The organism is Dysgonomonas sp. PF1-14 (genome assembly GCF_029892965.1).
In the GTDB taxonomy this organism is placed as follows: domain Bacteria; phylum Bacteroidota; class Bacteroidia; order Bacteroidales; family Dysgonomonadaceae; genus Dysgonomonas.
The window spans coordinates 236,972-251,950 of the sequence record NZ_JARXWN010000001.1; the positions used below are offsets into that span (position 1 = coordinate 236,972).

Here is a 14,979-nt window from a genome sequence, read left to right on the forward strand (position 1 = left end):
TTTGCAAAAATATTTGATGTTATGAACAATTACGGATTTGTACGCTTTGCTGCGGCTAGCCCTTCTCTGAGGGTGGCAGACTGTGATTATAATACAAGCGAAATACTGAAAATCATAGATGAAGCCGAGTCGCGGAATGTATCGGCCATAGTCTTTCCCGAATTGTGCATAACAGGCTATACCTGTGCAGATTTATTTCTGCAACGCACCCTTCTCGATGGAGCAGAAGGATCGCTTCGTCAGATAAAAGATGCTACGAAAGGTCGTTCTATAGTAGTTGTTGTAGGGGCTCCATTGCAAATATCGGGCAGGCTTTATAATATGGCTGTGGCCATATGCGGTGGTCGCATTCTGGGAGCAGTGCCTAAAACATTTCTGCCTAACTATAGCGAGTTTTACGAAATGAGATGGTTCTCTTCATCCGGAGAGCTGAAAGAAACATCGGCGATTATCTGTGGAGAGAAAGTACCTGTCGGTATCAACCTGATCTTTAAAACTCCCGATTACAATTTTGCGATAGATATATGTGAAGACCTGTGGACTCCGATTCCACCGTCATGTCTCACTTCACTGAACGGAGCAGAGGTGATATTCAACCTGTCGGCAAGTAATGAGACTGCGGGGAAACAGGGTTACCGCAAGGTATTGGTCAGCCAGCAATCGGCGCGCTGTATAGCAGGTTATGTATATGCTGCTGCGGGTAATGGTGAATCTACTACAGATATCGTGTTTTCGGGTAGCAGTATGATTGCCGAAAACGGCTCTGTACTTGCCGAAGGGGAACGTTTCACGTTCGACAGTAAGCTTACTGTTGCCGATATAGATATAGAGCGGTTACGCAACGACAGGCTGAAGAATAAGTCCTTCTCTGTATCGGAATACAGCTTCCTGAAAGATATGCAGATACAGTATGTTGATGTAGAAGCGGCTGTAAACTATTCTGAATTTAAACTTCAACGACGTATCCCGTCCATGCCATTTGTACCTGCTGATGATAATATGCTGAACGACCGTTGCGATGAAATATTCTCGATACAGGTCGGAGGTCTGGCAAAACGCCTGCTGCATACCAATATACAATCTGCCGTAATAGGAGTATCGGGTGGTCTCGATTCTACATTGGCTCTGCTGGTACTCGTAAAAGCATTCGATAAATTGAATCTTTCCCGAAAGAATATATATGGTATCACAATGCCCGGATTCGGGACAACAGACCGCACATATACTAATGCCATAAAGCTGATGCAGTCTTTAGGTGTCACTATTAAAGAGATATCAATAAAAGATGCGGTTATACAGCACTTCAAGGATATAGAGCACGACAGCGATGTACACGATATAACATACGAGAACTCACAGGCGCGCGAGCGTACACAGATATTGATGGATTATGCCAACAAAGTGAACGGATTGGTTATAGGTACAGGCGACCTGTCTGAACTGGCTCTCGGCTGGTGTACCTACAATGGCGATCACATGTCGATGTATGCTGTGAATACAGGTATTCCGAAAACACTGGTGCGCACACTGGTGGCATGGATATCGCGCATGCACATGGATAATATATCGAAAACCGTATTAGATGATGTGATAGAAACACCGGTGAGTCCGGAGTTGCTGCCAGCCGATAAAGACGGAAATATAGCGCAGAAGACCGAAGATGTGGTAGGGCCATATGTCTTGCACGATTTCTTCTTGTATTATGTGCTTCGTTTCGGCTTTTCTCCTGTCAAGATATATTATCTGGCACAACACGCATTCGCAGAACAGTATCAGAAAGAAGAGATACTGAAATGGCTGAAGGTGTTTTTTCGCCGCTTCTTTTCACAGCAGTTTAAGCGTTCCTGCATGCCTGATGGACCTAAAGTAGGATCGGTAAACCTGTCGCCGAGAGGAGACTGGCGGATGCCTAGCGATGCGGCTGTAGGCCTGTGGTTAAAAGAATTAGAGGCCATAGACTAATAAGAAAGAGAAACAACATAGACGAATAAACACTTTACACACACTATGAAGAAAATATTACTTCTTATATTGTTGATGGGTATTGCCATCACGAAAGGCGATGCGCAGACATCAGCCATAAAACAGGGACTGAAAGGGAAAGTAAAAAGCTGTAAGGAGACTGTATATGATGAAACTGTACTTTCGGCTGTGAAGAAAAACACAAAACGCCTGAATTCATTTGTCAGCAATTTCGATGAAAGGGGAAACCTGACTCAGAAGGAAATGTACAATGGTTCGGATGTATTGGTATTCAGAATAGAATACGAATACAAGGGCGGGCAATTACAAAAGCTGACGGAAACTTACCATGAACTGAATACCCCTGTTGTAATTACACGCGAATTGATGTCTTCCACAGCAAGCCAAAATGTATGGAAACAAGTGAGAAATGCAAGTGGGGATATACGCTCAGACACACTGTATCAGGTAAAGTCTGATGGGGGGAGAACTCTTGTAATACAAGATAAGGACGGACGTATAATAAATATGGAAAAGTATAATGAGGACGGGTTGCTCAACGAATATAAGCAGGTGTCAGACGCGCATGCCAAATACTCGATCTGGTTTATAAATACATTCGATTATCGTAAACTCATTGTAGAGACTGAGTTTTTGAAGCCATTTAGTCCTGTTCACGAAGAGCAGTCGAAGATTTTCTACAGATACTTCATGTTCGATGATCAGAAGAACTGGGTGATGCGCACGAATATAGAAAACGGTTCTGTGATTAATATAACCAAGAGAGAGATAGAATACTATAAATAAAATAACAAAGGATGCTTAAAGTTAAGCATCCTTTGTCTTTATTCCTTACTTCCTTTTGTAGACCGTCCGAGTTCTTGTATAGCAGGAACAAACAAGGCAATAATGCCGATGATAAGTGTGGCAACTCCCGCTATGATAAAAGCATTCAGTAATCCGATCCTTTCGGCAATAAGTCCTGTGGCAAGCAATCCCGGTATGGTGGGCAGTAAGCTGACACTATCATATATGGAGAATACCCGTCCGAGTGCAGCCGGATCTATCTTTGTTTGGAGAATTACAGTGAACGAACTCCAGTAGACCGACCCTGCGATACCACTGATTGCTGTGAGTAGCACGAATAGCACAAAACCCGATGTGGGTAAAACACCCATTATCCAGTATGTGATACCTAAGCCGATGGCGACAATATTCATGCTGAGTACCTTATTCGCCGTCTTCATAAATTTGAGGCTGAGGAATGCACCTCCCACGAGCATACCTATACCCCATGCTGTTTCTACCAGCCCCATCTGATAGGCGTTCCCGCCGAAATAGCTTGTAGTCATCAGCGGATAAAGGGCAGAAATAGGGACAATGAAAAATGTGATGCCTATAACTGCCAGCATAAGGTAGGTTATTCCCTTATTCATAAACAGGTGCCTTATTCCCTCCTTAATCTCGAGCCATACATCCGGCTCTACATCTTCCTTCTTTTCAGGATTTGGTATTACTACGAAGAGGAGCGAGGTGCAGGCTATTATTGCCCCCAGTACATCCAGCATCATTACATAAGTCATATCCAGCAGCGAAATCAATATTGCTCCCAGTGCGGGGCCTGCAATGTTGCTGATAGACTGTATCATCTGATTGATTCCAGCGATTCGCATCAGTTCACTTTCGGGTGCTAATAACGGAACAGATGCCTGCATAGCAGGTACATGAAACGCACTCCCTGCCGATCTTAATGCCAGCAAGATGTATATAAGCCACAGGGGGGTAATATCCAGATAGAACAGAATGCCTAACGCTGCCGAGCAAAGGGCGACAAAGCTGTCGGCCAATATCATGGTTCGCTTACGATCCCACCGGTCGACATATACTCCGGTGAACAATCCAAGTATGATAAATGGTAGTAGTACCGCGATCATGGCATAAGCCAGTACTTCGGCCGATCCTGTTTCTGTACTCAGCCAGAATACGACGGCAAATCCGACAATAGAACTGCTGAGCGTAGAGAAGAATTGCCCTGACCAGATTATCGCGAAAGTTTTTTTCCAGTTATGTGTATTATTCATAAATAAATTATCTATACGTAAGAGGGGCAAAAGACCCGAATCAATCCGGAGTGCCGTTTGATGTTAATTAAACAAATATGAATAAAAATTGATTTTGCCTTAAAGTGTATTTAAGGATTTCCGGAGCCGGTGTGATACCTACTCAGAGAAATAATGCGGAATAGAGGTTTAACAGTAACATACTTTATGCTTTTGCGGCTACAAAGTTATATATTTATTTCGACTAATGTTAAATAGTGGAACCTATTATTTAAAATGTAAGATAGACAGGTGATTATCGGTTTTATTAGTTGCATAGACAACAAATATTTGATTATCAGATAGATAAATAACCTAAATTTTAACATAGTTTCTTTTGAAACTAATATATTAGGTTTATCTTTGCAACCTCATTTAACTAATTTTGTGCAAAATGAATAAAATCAAACTGGCTTCGTTAGCCATAATCACTTTATGCAGTTCCTCTATGGCGTTTGCCGGAGGCATACTTACCAATACAAATCAGAGTGCGCATTTTGCTCGTATGCTTGCGCGTGATGCTTCTACACAGATAGATGCTGTATATACAAACCCAGCCGGACTAGTGAAGCTAAATGATGGCTTTCATTTCTCATTTACTAATCAAAGCGCATTTCAGACGCGTACGATAACATCAACCTCTCCCATATTCATGATGAATGGAGGAAGTGATGTCAGAGAATTTGAGGGTACGGCTTCTGCTCCTATTATCCCTAGTTTACAAGGAGCATATAAAACAGGAAAGTGGGTATTGTCTGGTAGTTTTGCTATTTCTGGAGGTGGAGGAAAGGCTACATTTGATAATGGATTACCTTCTTTTGAAGCCGCAGCAGGTGCCAGTGTCGCTTTGATTAATCAAGCTCAGGCTTTGACAGGATTTAAAGCTAATCAATATCAGGTTCAGCAAAGTATGAAAGGTTCGAATTTTATATTTGGAGGGCAGCTAGGGGGGAGTTATCAAATCAATGATATGTTTTCTGTTTATGGAGGTTTCAGATTAAATATAGTTAGCAATAAGTATGAAGGACATTTGAGAGGTTTGAAAATGAACCTTACTCCAACAAGTTCGGAAGGGTATGGAAATCATATGTCTTATGCAAACCAGATTCTGGAAGCAATCGCAGCTAACCCATCGGTAACAGATCAGGACAGGCAAATGATCGGCATATTGGTTAAAGCATCTAGTGATGAAGGTGCTCAACTTGAATCCAAGCAGTCGGGATGGGGGGTAGCACCTATTCTGGGATTCAATTTTAATTATAAAGATAGGCTGAATGTTGGGATGAAATATGAATTTAAGACAGCCTTAGATGTAGAGAATAATACAAAGAGAGATGATACTGGCTTGTACAGTGACGGTGTTAATACTGCACACGATATACCAGCTTTATTTACAGTAGGAGTTTCATACAAAATCTTACCACAACTTGAAGCAAGTATCGGGTATCATCACTTCTTTGATTCTAATGCAAAAATGGCTGATGATAAGCAAAAATATGCAGGGGGAACTAATGAATTTCTTGCAGGTGTGGAATATCAGATAAATAGGTTGTTTCTTGTTAGTGCAGGAGGTCAAATAACACGATATGGAGTGGGGGACACTTTCCAGAGAGACTTGAGCTTTTCATGTAATTCTTACTCTATAGGATTTGGTGGAGCTGTAAATGTTTCCCCAAATGTAAAAATTAATGTTGGTTATTTTTGGACTACATATTCCGATTATACAAAAGAGCCGGGAGGGGGTATCGGATCAATAATTACCAATAAAGATGTATTCTCACGTACGAATAAAGTGTTTGCAGCCGGAGTTGATTTCTCTTTCTAAGAAAAAGGATAACTTATTATAATAAAAATAAGAAAGAGTAGTTGAACCAATGGTTTCAGCTACTCTTTTTCTTTATTTTTCTTTATAAATATTTGGCTAATTAATTGATAATGTCTACATTTGCAACCCGAATAAAGCATGAAAAGAGGCTTGTTTTGGTGGCAAATAACTGATTGTCATTGAAATAGCTTCTGTTTATGTGTTGGTTCGTTAAAGAAATGAATGTATAATAAAAAATGAATTAAAAGTTCTAAAGATTAAAACAAGATGCCTACAATTCAACAATTAGTAAGAAAAGGACGTACTGTTTTGGTTGAAAAGAGTAAATCTCGTGCACTGGATGCATGCCCTCAACGCAGGGGTGTATGTATTCGCGTGTACACAACTACTCCTAAAAAACCTAATTCAGCGATGCGTAAAGTAGCACGTGTGCGTTTAACAAACACAAAAGAGGTGAATGCATATATTCCGGGAGAAGGACATAACCTGCAAGAGCACTCTATTGTACTAGTTAGGGGCGGTCGTGTGAAAGACCTTCCGGGAGTTCGTTATCACATTGTACGTGGTACACTGGATACAGCCGGAGTGAATGGTCGTACACAGCGCCGTTCGAAGTACGGAGCAAAACGTCCTAAACCGGGAGCAGCACCAGCTGCAGGAGCTAAGAAGAAATAATTCTGTTAGTAATCCCTTAACCGAGATTTTTAATTAAAGTATTAAAACGGTTTAAGTTTATTGGATAGGCTATATACAGGTTGAGTAAATGATTCGGCGGAATCGTTGAAGACGCTAAAAATTGGCAGCCAAAAACAAAAACAAAATTTTTGAAGTAAAAAAATGAGAAAAGCAAAACCAAAGAAAAGACAGATCCTTCCGGATCCTGTTTTCGGTGATGTAAAGGTTACAAAGTTTGTAAACCACTTGATGTATGATGGTAAAAAATCTACAGCTTTCGATATATTCTATGGTGCATTGGAAACTGTAAAGAAAAAACTACCAAACGAAGAAAAGTCCGCTTTGGAAATATGGAAAGCAGCATTGGATAATGTAACTCCACAAGTAGAAGTGAAGTCTCGCCGTGTAGGTGGTGCAACATTTCAGGTTCCTACCGAAATCCGTCCCGACCGCAAAGAATCAATCTGTATGAAAAATCTTATTCTGTACGCTCGCAAGAGAGGCGGAAAGACTATGGCCGATAAATTAGCGGCTGAAATTACAGATGCGTTTAATAGTCAAGGAGGAGCATTCAAAAGAAAAGAAGATATGCACAGAATGGCTGAAGCTAACCGTGCCTTCGCTCACTTCAGATTTTAACAAAAAGGTTACAGTTAAAAAACGATGGCAAAAAATATTGATAATTTAAAAAATACAAGAAATATAGGCATCATGGCTCACATTGATGCCGGTAAAACCACAACTTCTGAACGTATCCTATTCTATACAGGCCTTACCCACAAAATTGGAGAAACCCATGACGGTACAGCCACTATGGACTGGATGGATCAGGAGCAGGAGCGTGGTATCACCATTACCTCTGCGGCTACTACCACTCAGTGGAAGTATGACAATGAGATGTATAAGATCAACCTGATTGATACTCCCGGACACGTTGACTTCACCGTAGAGGTGGAACGTTCATTGCGTGTGCTGGATGGATCAATAGCGACATTCGACTCTGTAGCAGGTGTTGAGCCTCAGTCAGAAACAGTATGGCGTCAGGCTGATAAATACGAAGTACCGCGTATATGCTACGTGAACAAGATGGACCGTTCCGGAGCTAACTTCTTTGAAGTAGTTCGTCAGGTGCGTGAAATGTTGGGAGCCAACCCTTGTCCTATTCAGGTGCCAATAGGAGCTGAAGAAACATTCAAAGGTATCGTAGACCTTGTAACTATGAAAGCTCTGTACTGGCACGATGAAACAATGGGAGCCGACTACCATGTAGAAGATATTCCGGCCGACCTGTTAGCTGAGGCAGAAGAGTGGAGAGGAAAAATGCTTGAGTCTATAGCCGAATGTGACGATGTATTGATGGAGAAATTCTTTGATGATCCATCAACAATCACCGAAGAGGAAATCTTAGTAGCCATCCGTAAAGGAACGCTATCTATGCAGATTACCCCTATGCTGTGCGGCTCTTCGTTCAAAAACAAAGGTGTGCAGCCTTTGTTGGATGCAGTTTGCTCTTACTTGCCAAGTCCGCTGGACACTCCTGCAATAGAAGGAGTAGATCCTCGCAATCCTGAAAAAGTAATAGTTCGCCATCCAAGCCCAAGCGATCCGTTTTGTGCTTTGGCATTTAAAATTGCAACAGACCCATTCGTAGGACGCTTGTGTTTCTTCCGTGTATATTCGGGAGAATTGCATGCTGGGTCTTACGTTTACAATACACGCTCTGAAAAGAAAGAACGTATTTCCCGTTTATTCCAGATGCACTCTAATAAGCAAAATCCGAAAGAAGTTATCGGTTGCGGTGATATCGGTGCAGGAGTAGGCTTTAAAGATATCCGTACTGGAGACACACTTTGTGACGAGAATGCGCCTATTACCCTTGAGGCAATGGACTTCCCAGATCCGGTTATCGGAATTGCTATCGAGCCTCAAACTCAGAAAGACGTGGATAAACTGGCTAACGGACTAGCTAAATTAGCTGAGGAAGACCCAACATTCCGTGTACATACAGACGAAGACTCCGGCCAGACCATTATCGAAGGTATGGGAGAGCTTCACCTTGATGTATTGATAGAACGTCTGAAACGTGAATTTAAAGTAGAATGCAACCAGGGACGCCCTCAGGTATCATATAAAGAAGCAATTACTCAGACTGTCGAACTTCGCGAAGTTTACAAGAAACAATCCGGAGGTCGCGGTAAGTTTGCCGATATTATCGTTAAAGTTGGCCCTGCCGATGCAGACTTTGAAGGCGAATTGCAATTTATAGATGAAGTAAAAGGTGGTAACGTTCCGAAAGAATTTATCCCTTCAGTTCAGAAAGGATTTGCTACAGCCATGAAAAATGGTGTACTAGCAGGATATGCTTTGGATAAACTGAAAGTAGTTCTTGTAGACGGTTCATACCATACAGTAGACTCTGACCAGTTGTCATTTGAGCTTTGTGCTAAATTTGCATTCAAAAATGCTTGTGAAAAAGCCGGCCCTGCATTGCAAGAACCTATCATGAAAATCGAAGTGGTTACTCCGGAAGAAAGTATGGGTGATGTAATCTCTGACCTTAACAAACGTCGTGGTCAGGTAGAAGGTATGGAATCGAGCCGCTCGGGAGCACGTATTGTGAAAGCAAAAGTGCCGTTGGCAGAAATGTTCGGATATGTGACTTCATTGAGAACTATCACTTCGGGTAGAGCAACATCAGCGATGACATTCTCTCACTACGAAGAAGTTTCTCCTTCGATCGCACGTCAGGTGCTGACCGAAGTAAAAGGTCGCGTAGACTTGATCAAATAAAAAACAAGCTGTGGTTAGTGAATGACTCTTAACCACAGCTTTTATATAACAAGTACAATTAATTAAAAACCAAGTAATGAGTCAAAAAATTAGAATTAAACTGAAATCGTACGATTACACATTGGTAGACAAGTCTGCCGAAAAGATCGTGAAAACAGTAAAAGCAACAGGTGCAGTAGTAAGCGGTCCAATTCCGTTGCCAACACACAAACGTATCTTTACTGTTAACCGTTCAACTTTCGTTAACAAGAAATCTCGTGAGCAGTTCGAACTGTCTTCTTATAAAAGACTGATCGATATCTACAGCTCTACAGCTAAAACTGTTGACGCATTGATGAAACTTGAGTTGCCAAGCGGAGTAGAAGTTGAAATCAAAGTTTGATGAAATTTAATATTAGTTTAAATAAATAATTAAGAGAAATGCCAGGATTATTAGGAAAAAAAATCGGAATGACATCCGTTTTCAGTGCCGAGGGAAAAAATATTCCATGCACTGTTATCGAAGTGGGTCCTTGTGTTGTTACTCAGGTAAAAACAGCAGATACTGATGGTTACGAAGCTGTGCAGATTGGTTTTGTCGAAAAGAAAGACAAACACACCAATAAGCCACAGATCGGACACTTCAAAAAAGCTGGAGTAGCACCTCAAAGACACTTGGCCGAGTTCAAGTATGAAGAGAAGTACAATTTAGGTGACGTTATCACTGTAGATGGAATGTTCTCAATGGACGATCCTTATATAGACGTGACCGGTGTATCTAAAGGAAAAGGATTTCAAGGAGTAGTAAAACGCCACAACTTTAGCGGAGTCGGTGAAGCTACTCTGGGACAGCACAACCGCCTTCGTGCTCCGGGTTCTATCGGAGCTTGTTCATACCCTGCAAAGGTGTTTAAAGGAACAAGAATGGGTGGACAGATGGGTAACAAACAAGTTACTGTGCAAAACCTTGTGATCATAAAAATAATTCCGGAACATAATCTTTTGTTGATTAAAGGTTCTATCCCGGGTAGTAAAGGTTCAATCGTTAGAATAGAAAGATAATGGAACTGAGTGTATTAGATAAAAACGGTAAAGATACCGGTAAAAAAGTAGCGCTGAATGACGCTATTTATGGAATTGAGCCTAACGAACACGTTCTTTGGTTAGATGTGAAACAATACCTTGCAAACCAACGTCAGGGTACTCACAAATCTAAAGAAAGAAGTGAGATGTCAGGTAGTACACGTAAGTTGATCCGTCAAAAAGGTGGAGGTGGTGCCCGTCGTGGTGATATCAATTCACCGATATTAGTTGGTGGAGCACGTGTATTTGGACCAAAACCAAGAGACTATAGCTTCAAACTGAATAAGAAAGTAAAACAACTTGCACGTAAATCTGCCCTTTCTACCAAAGCGAAAGACAATCAGATACTGATCGTGGAAGACTTTTCTTTCGATGCTCCGAAAACAAAAGATTTCATAGCATTGACCAAAAGTTTGCAAGTAGCTGATAAAAAGATACTTCTAGTTTTGCCAGACCAAAATAAAAATGTATATTTGTCGGCTCGTAATTTACAAAGAGTAAAAGTTGTAAGCGCTTCTGATCTAAATACTTATACAATACTCAACTGCACAAGTTTAGTAATGGCTGAGTCTTCAGTAGCTATTATAGATAACCTTTTAAAAGCATAAGGAGGATACTATGGGAATAATTATTAAGCCAATACTGACAGAAAAGCAAACTGCGATTTCAGAAAAATTTCCGAATCGCTATGGTTTTCGTGTTGCTCCAAATGCAAACAAAGTGGAGATAAAAAAAGCGATAGAAGAAATTTACGGAGTGAAAGTTGATTCGGTAAACACGATGAAATATTCCGGAAAACGCAAAAGTCGCTATACCAAAGCAGGAGTTATCAGTGGAAAAACCCCCGCTTTCAAGAAAGCAATAATCACCCTGAAAGAAGGTGAAAGTATAGACTTTTTTAGTAATATCTAAATAGAAAAATGGCAGTACGTAAATTAAAGCCCACAACTCCGGGGCAGAGACACAAAATTATTGGTACATTCGAAGAAATCACTGCAAGTGTACCAGAAAAATCCCTTGTAGTCGGTAAAAAGGCGTCTGGTGGCCGTAACAATACTGGTAAGATGACCATGCGTTATCTCGGTGGCGGTCATAAGAGAAAATACAGGCTCATAGACTTCAAGAGAACAAAAGACGGAGTACCGGCTTCTGTAAAATCAATCGAATACGATCCGAACCGTTCGGCACGTATCGCTTTGTTGTATTATGCAGATGGAGCAAAAACTTATATTATTGCACCAGAAGGCTTGGTAGTAGGTCAGACAGTGATATCGGGAGCCGATGCTGCTCCTGAGGTTGGAAATGCAATGCCTTTGGCAAACATCCCAATCGGTACAGTTATTCATAACATCGAACTTCGTCCTGGTCAGGGAGCTAAGATGGTTCGTTCGGCAGGCGGATTCGCACAGTTGACTTCACGTGAAGGAGGCTATGCAATCATCAGAATGCCTTCAGGCGAAACACGTAAGATCCTTCTTACCTGCAAAGCTACTATCGGTAGCGTAGGTAACTCAGATCACGGACTCGAAAAATCAGGTAAAGCCGGACGCTCTCGTTGGCTTGGTCGTCGTCCTCGCAACCGTGGTGTGGTAATGAACCCTGTCGATCACCCGATGGGTGGTGGTGAAGGCCGCGCATCCGGAGGTCACCCAAGATCACGTAAAGGATTGTACGCTAAGGGTCTTAAGACAAGAGCACCGAAGAAACATTCTTCTAAGTACATAATTGAAAGAAGAAAAAAATAATAACCTGATTAATCAATAAGAAATTATGAGTCGTTCGTTAAAAAAAGGCCCGTATATTAATGTTAAGCTTGAGAAAAAAGTCTTGGCTATGAATGAGTCAGGGAAGAAAGCTGTAGTTAAGACATGGGCAAGAGCTTCAATGATATCACCCGATTTTGTAGGTCATACTATTGCTGTTCACAACGGAAACAAATTTATTCCGGTATATGTGACAGAAAATATGGTAGGTCACAAACTTGGAGAATTTGCGCTTACACGTACATTCCGTGGACACGGTGGTAACAAGAAAAAATAATTGAAGCACCAGTAATTAATTAAAAAAGAAACATTAAAATAATGGGTAAGAGAAAACGTATAGCAGCTGAAGCAAGAAAAGAAGCTCAAAAGACCATTTCTTTTGCTAAGTTGAACGATGTGCCGACATCACCACGAAAAATGCGCCTTGTGGCAGATATGATACGTGGAATGGAAGCATTCAGAGCACTTGGTGTATTGAAATTCTCTAACAAGGAAGCTGCTGCTAGATTAGAAAAACTGTTACGTTCAGCTATCGCAAACTGGGAGGCTAAAAATGAGCGTAAAGCAGAAAGCGGTGAACTGTATGTGTCATTGATAAATGTAGATGGAGGCGCAATGCTGAAAAGAATGCGTCCGGCTCCACAAGGAAGAGGTTACAGGATTCGTAAACGTTCAAATCACGTAACACTTCACGTAGATACACTTAATAAAGAAATTCAAAATTAATTAGCAGATGGGACAAAAAGTAAATCCAATAGCAAATCGTTTAGGTATCATCAGAGGATGGGATTCTAACTGGTATGGAGGAAAACGTCAGGGAGAAAACAGACGTTATGCTGCAGAAACACTGTTAGAAGACAGCCAAATCCGTAAATACCTTAATGCCCGTCTGGCTAAAGCGAGTGTATCACGTATTGTGATCGAAAGAACACTGAAGCTTGTAACTATTACAGTCTGTACAGCCCGTCCCGGTATCATCATCGGTAAAGGCGGACAAGAAGTAGACAAGCTGAAAGAAGAATTAAAGAAAATTACAGATAAAGATATCCAGATCAACATCTTTGAAATCAAGAAGCCGGAGTTAGATGCAGTTATTGTAGCTAACAACGTAGCCCGTCAGGTCGAAGGCAAAATCGCTTACCGCCGTGCTATCAAAATGGCTATTGCTTCAACGATCAGAATGGGTGCCGAAGGTATAAAAATACAGATATCAGGCCGTCTTAACGGAGCCGAAATGGCGCGTTCGGAAATGTACAAAGAAGGACGTACTCCGCTTCATACATTCCGTGCCGATATCGACTATGCACATGCCGAAGCCCTCACAAAAGTTGGCTTGATCGGAATCAAAGTATGGATTTGCCGTGGAGAAGTTTACGGTAAGAAAGACCTTGCACCTTCGTTTGTAGCATCTAAAGAAAGCGGACACTCCAACAGAGGAGATCGTCGTAACGATAGAGGCGACAACAGGGATAAAGGTTTCAAGAGAAATAAGAGAAAGTAATTAAAACGTTTGAAGTAAAATGTTACAACCGAAGAAAACAAAATTCAGAAGACAGCAAAAAGGTCGTATGAAAGGAAATGCCCAAAGAGGGCATGAGCTGGCTTTCGGTTCATTTGGTATCAAGACCCTTGAAAACAAATGGATCACCGGACGTCAGATTGAAGCGGCTCGTATTGCAGTAACTCGTTACATGCAGCGTCAAGGACAAGTTTGGGTAAGAATTTTCCCTGACAAACCTATCACAAAGAAACCTGCCGAAGTACGTATGGGTAAAGGTAAGGGATCTCCTGAAGGTTTCGTTGCACCCGTTACACCAGGAAGAATATTATTCGAAATCGAAGGTGTATCTTATGATGTGGCAAAAGAAGCATTGCGCCTTGCAGCACAAAAGCTTCCTGTGACTACAAAATTTGTAGTACGCAGAGATTATGACTTAACTCAAAACGCTTAAGAAGTATGAAAATTGCAGAAGTAAGAGAACTTTCGGACAAAGAATTGAAAGAAAGACTGGATGCTGAAAGAATAGCATTAAACCAACTGGTGTTAAACCACAGTGTATCTCCATTGGATAATCCGACTAAGATCAAGGAAAAACGTCGCGATATAGCACGTTTCCTTACAGAGTTGCGCCAAAGAGAACTAAAAAACAAATAAGAGCTGATGGAAACGAGAAATTTAAGAAAAGAAAGAATCGGGGTCGTTTTCAGTAATAAAATGGATAAGACCGTTACAGTTGCTGTAAAATGGAAAGAAAAACACCCTATGTACGGAAAATTCGTTAACAAAACGAAGAAATATCATGCTCACGACGAAAAAAACGAGTGCGGAATAGGCGACACAGTGCGCATTATGGAAACTCGTCCGTTGAGTAAAACTAAAAGATGGAGATTGGTAGAAATAATCGAGAGGGCTAAATAATTATGATACAACAAGAATCAAGACTAGTAGTTACTGACAACAGTGGAGCTAGAGAATGCTTATGTATCCGCGTTCTTGGCGGAACAAGAAGACGCTATGCGTCGGTAGGGGATGTGATTGTGGTTGCTATCAAAAATGTGATCCCTTCGAGCGATATTAAAAAAGGTGCTGTGACAAAAGCAATGATCGTACGTACAAAAAAAGAAATCCGTCGTGCAGATGGCTCTTACATACGTTTCGATGACAATGCTTGCGTATTGTTGAATGCAGCAGGTGAAATCAGAGGAAGCCGTATTTTCGGACCAGTTGCCCGCGAACTTCGCGCAACTAACATGAAAATTGTTTCTTTAGCACCGGAGGTACTATAATCCATAAAACTAAAAA

The 14,979-nt window shown here is 41.3% G+C and carries 19 protein-coding genes; 18 read left to right on the forward strand and 1 reads right to left on the reverse strand.

The window, feature by feature from the left end; all coding sequences use genetic code 11:
- The first annotated feature begins 21 nt into the window (after window positions 1–21).
- Both M2448_RS01035 and M2448_RS01040 read left to right on the forward strand, forming a co-directional pair.
- Window positions 22–1,962 (forward strand): NAD(+) synthase, encoded by a 1,941-nt coding sequence (locus M2448_RS01035; RefSeq protein WP_280644407.1) that lies wholly within the window; start codon window positions 22–24, stop codon window positions 1,960–1,962.
- A gap of 45 nt (window positions 1,963–2,007) precedes the next feature.
- A complete protein-coding gene (locus tag M2448_RS01040; RefSeq protein ID WP_280644408.1) occupies window positions 2,008–2,769 on the forward strand; it encodes a hypothetical protein in 762 nt (253 codons plus the stop codon).
- A 38-nt stretch (window positions 2,770–2,807) separates the two neighbouring features.
- Here the strand turns inward: M2448_RS01040 and M2448_RS01045 are convergent, their stop codons facing one another.
- Window positions 2,808–4,043 carry an MFS transporter gene (locus tag M2448_RS01045; RefSeq protein WP_280644410.1) on the reverse strand — a complete coding sequence of 412 codons (1,236 nt, stop codon included), beginning with the start codon at window positions 4,041–4,043 and terminating at the stop codon, window positions 2,808–2,810.
- A 412-nt stretch (window positions 4,044–4,455) separates the two neighbouring features.
- Here M2448_RS01045 and M2448_RS01050 point away from each other — a divergent pair, with 412 nt between their 5' ends.
- The 16 genes from M2448_RS01050 to rplN all read left to right on the forward strand — a co-directional run bounded on the left by M2448_RS01050 (window position 4,456) and on the right by rplN (window position 14,963).
- Window positions 4,456–5,886 (forward strand): aromatic hydrocarbon degradation protein, encoded by a 1,431-nt coding sequence (locus tag M2448_RS01050; RefSeq protein WP_280644412.1) that lies wholly within the window; start codon window positions 4,456–4,458, stop codon window positions 5,884–5,886.
- A gap of 267 nt (window positions 5,887–6,153) precedes the next feature.
- The gene (gene rpsL, locus M2448_RS01055) at window positions 6,154–6,561 is read left to right on the forward strand and encodes a 30S ribosomal protein S12 (RefSeq protein ID WP_280644413.1); all 408 of its coding nucleotides are present in this window, start codon (window positions 6,154–6,156) and stop codon (window positions 6,559–6,561) included.
- A 162-nt stretch (window positions 6,562–6,723) separates the two neighbouring features.
- Window positions 6,724–7,200: a 30S ribosomal protein S7 gene (gene rpsG, locus M2448_RS01060; protein ID WP_280644414.1), complete on the forward strand. Its 477-nt coding sequence runs from the start codon at window positions 6,724–6,726 to the stop codon at window positions 7,198–7,200.
- A 24-nt stretch (window positions 7,201–7,224) separates the two neighbouring features.
- Window positions 7,225–9,351 (forward strand): elongation factor G, encoded by a 2,127-nt coding sequence (fusA, locus tag M2448_RS01065; protein ID WP_280644415.1) that lies wholly within the window; start codon window positions 7,225–7,227, stop codon window positions 9,349–9,351.
- A 76-nt stretch (window positions 9,352–9,427) separates the two neighbouring features.
- Entirely contained in the window at window positions 9,428–9,733 is a 306-nt protein-coding gene (rpsJ, locus tag M2448_RS01070; protein ID WP_006841785.1) for a 30S ribosomal protein S10, read from the forward strand.
- 38 nt (window positions 9,734–9,771) lie between these two features.
- On the forward strand, window positions 9,772–10,392 hold the full coding sequence (rplC, locus tag M2448_RS01075; RefSeq protein ID WP_280644416.1) for a 50S ribosomal protein L3: 621 nt from the start codon (window positions 9,772–9,774) through the stop codon (window positions 10,390–10,392).
- Window positions 10,392–11,021, forward strand: a complete 630-nt coding sequence (gene rplD / locus M2448_RS01080) for a 50S ribosomal protein L4 (RefSeq protein ID WP_280644417.1) — start codon at window positions 10,392–10,394, stop codon at window positions 11,019–11,021. Before rplC ends, rplD begins: the two co-directional genes overlap by 1 nt.
- A gap of 10 nt (window positions 11,022–11,031) precedes the next feature.
- A complete protein-coding gene (gene rplW, locus M2448_RS01085) occupies window positions 11,032–11,325 on the forward strand; it encodes a 50S ribosomal protein L23 (RefSeq protein WP_280644418.1) in 294 nt (97 codons plus the stop codon).
- Between the two features lie 8 nt (window positions 11,326–11,333).
- Window positions 11,334–12,158 carry a 50S ribosomal protein L2 gene (gene rplB / locus M2448_RS01090; RefSeq protein WP_280644419.1) on the forward strand — a complete coding sequence of 275 codons (825 nt, stop codon included), beginning with the start codon at window positions 11,334–11,336 and terminating at the stop codon, window positions 12,156–12,158.
- A 25-nt stretch (window positions 12,159–12,183) separates the two neighbouring features.
- Window positions 12,184–12,453: a 30S ribosomal protein S19 gene (rpsS, locus tag M2448_RS01095; RefSeq protein WP_050702002.1), complete on the forward strand. Its 270-nt coding sequence runs from the start codon at window positions 12,184–12,186 to the stop codon at window positions 12,451–12,453.
- 41 nt (window positions 12,454–12,494) lie between these two features.
- The gene (gene rplV, locus M2448_RS01100; protein WP_280644421.1) at window positions 12,495–12,902 is read left to right on the forward strand and encodes a 50S ribosomal protein L22; all 408 of its coding nucleotides are present in this window, start codon (window positions 12,495–12,497) and stop codon (window positions 12,900–12,902) included.
- 7 nt (window positions 12,903–12,909) lie between these two features.
- Window positions 12,910–13,677, forward strand: a complete 768-nt coding sequence (rpsC, locus tag M2448_RS01105) for a 30S ribosomal protein S3 (RefSeq protein WP_280644423.1) — start codon at window positions 12,910–12,912, stop codon at window positions 13,675–13,677.
- A 19-nt stretch (window positions 13,678–13,696) separates the two neighbouring features.
- Window positions 13,697–14,128: a 50S ribosomal protein L16 gene (gene rplP / locus M2448_RS01110; RefSeq protein ID WP_108821556.1), complete on the forward strand. Its 432-nt coding sequence runs from the start codon at window positions 13,697–13,699 to the stop codon at window positions 14,126–14,128.
- 5 nt (window positions 14,129–14,133) lie between these two features.
- Window positions 14,134–14,331, forward strand: a complete 198-nt coding sequence (rpmC, locus tag M2448_RS01115) for a 50S ribosomal protein L29 (protein ID WP_280644424.1) — start codon at window positions 14,134–14,136, stop codon at window positions 14,329–14,331.
- A 6-nt stretch (window positions 14,332–14,337) separates the two neighbouring features.
- The gene (gene rpsQ, locus M2448_RS01120; protein WP_280644425.1) at window positions 14,338–14,595 is read left to right on the forward strand and encodes a 30S ribosomal protein S17; all 258 of its coding nucleotides are present in this window, start codon (window positions 14,338–14,340) and stop codon (window positions 14,593–14,595) included.
- 2 nt (window positions 14,596–14,597) lie between these two features.
- Window positions 14,598–14,963 (forward strand): 50S ribosomal protein L14, encoded by a 366-nt coding sequence (gene rplN / locus M2448_RS01125; RefSeq protein WP_280644426.1) that lies wholly within the window; start codon window positions 14,598–14,600, stop codon window positions 14,961–14,963.
- The last annotated feature ends 16 nt before the right edge of the window (window positions 14,964–14,979 follow it).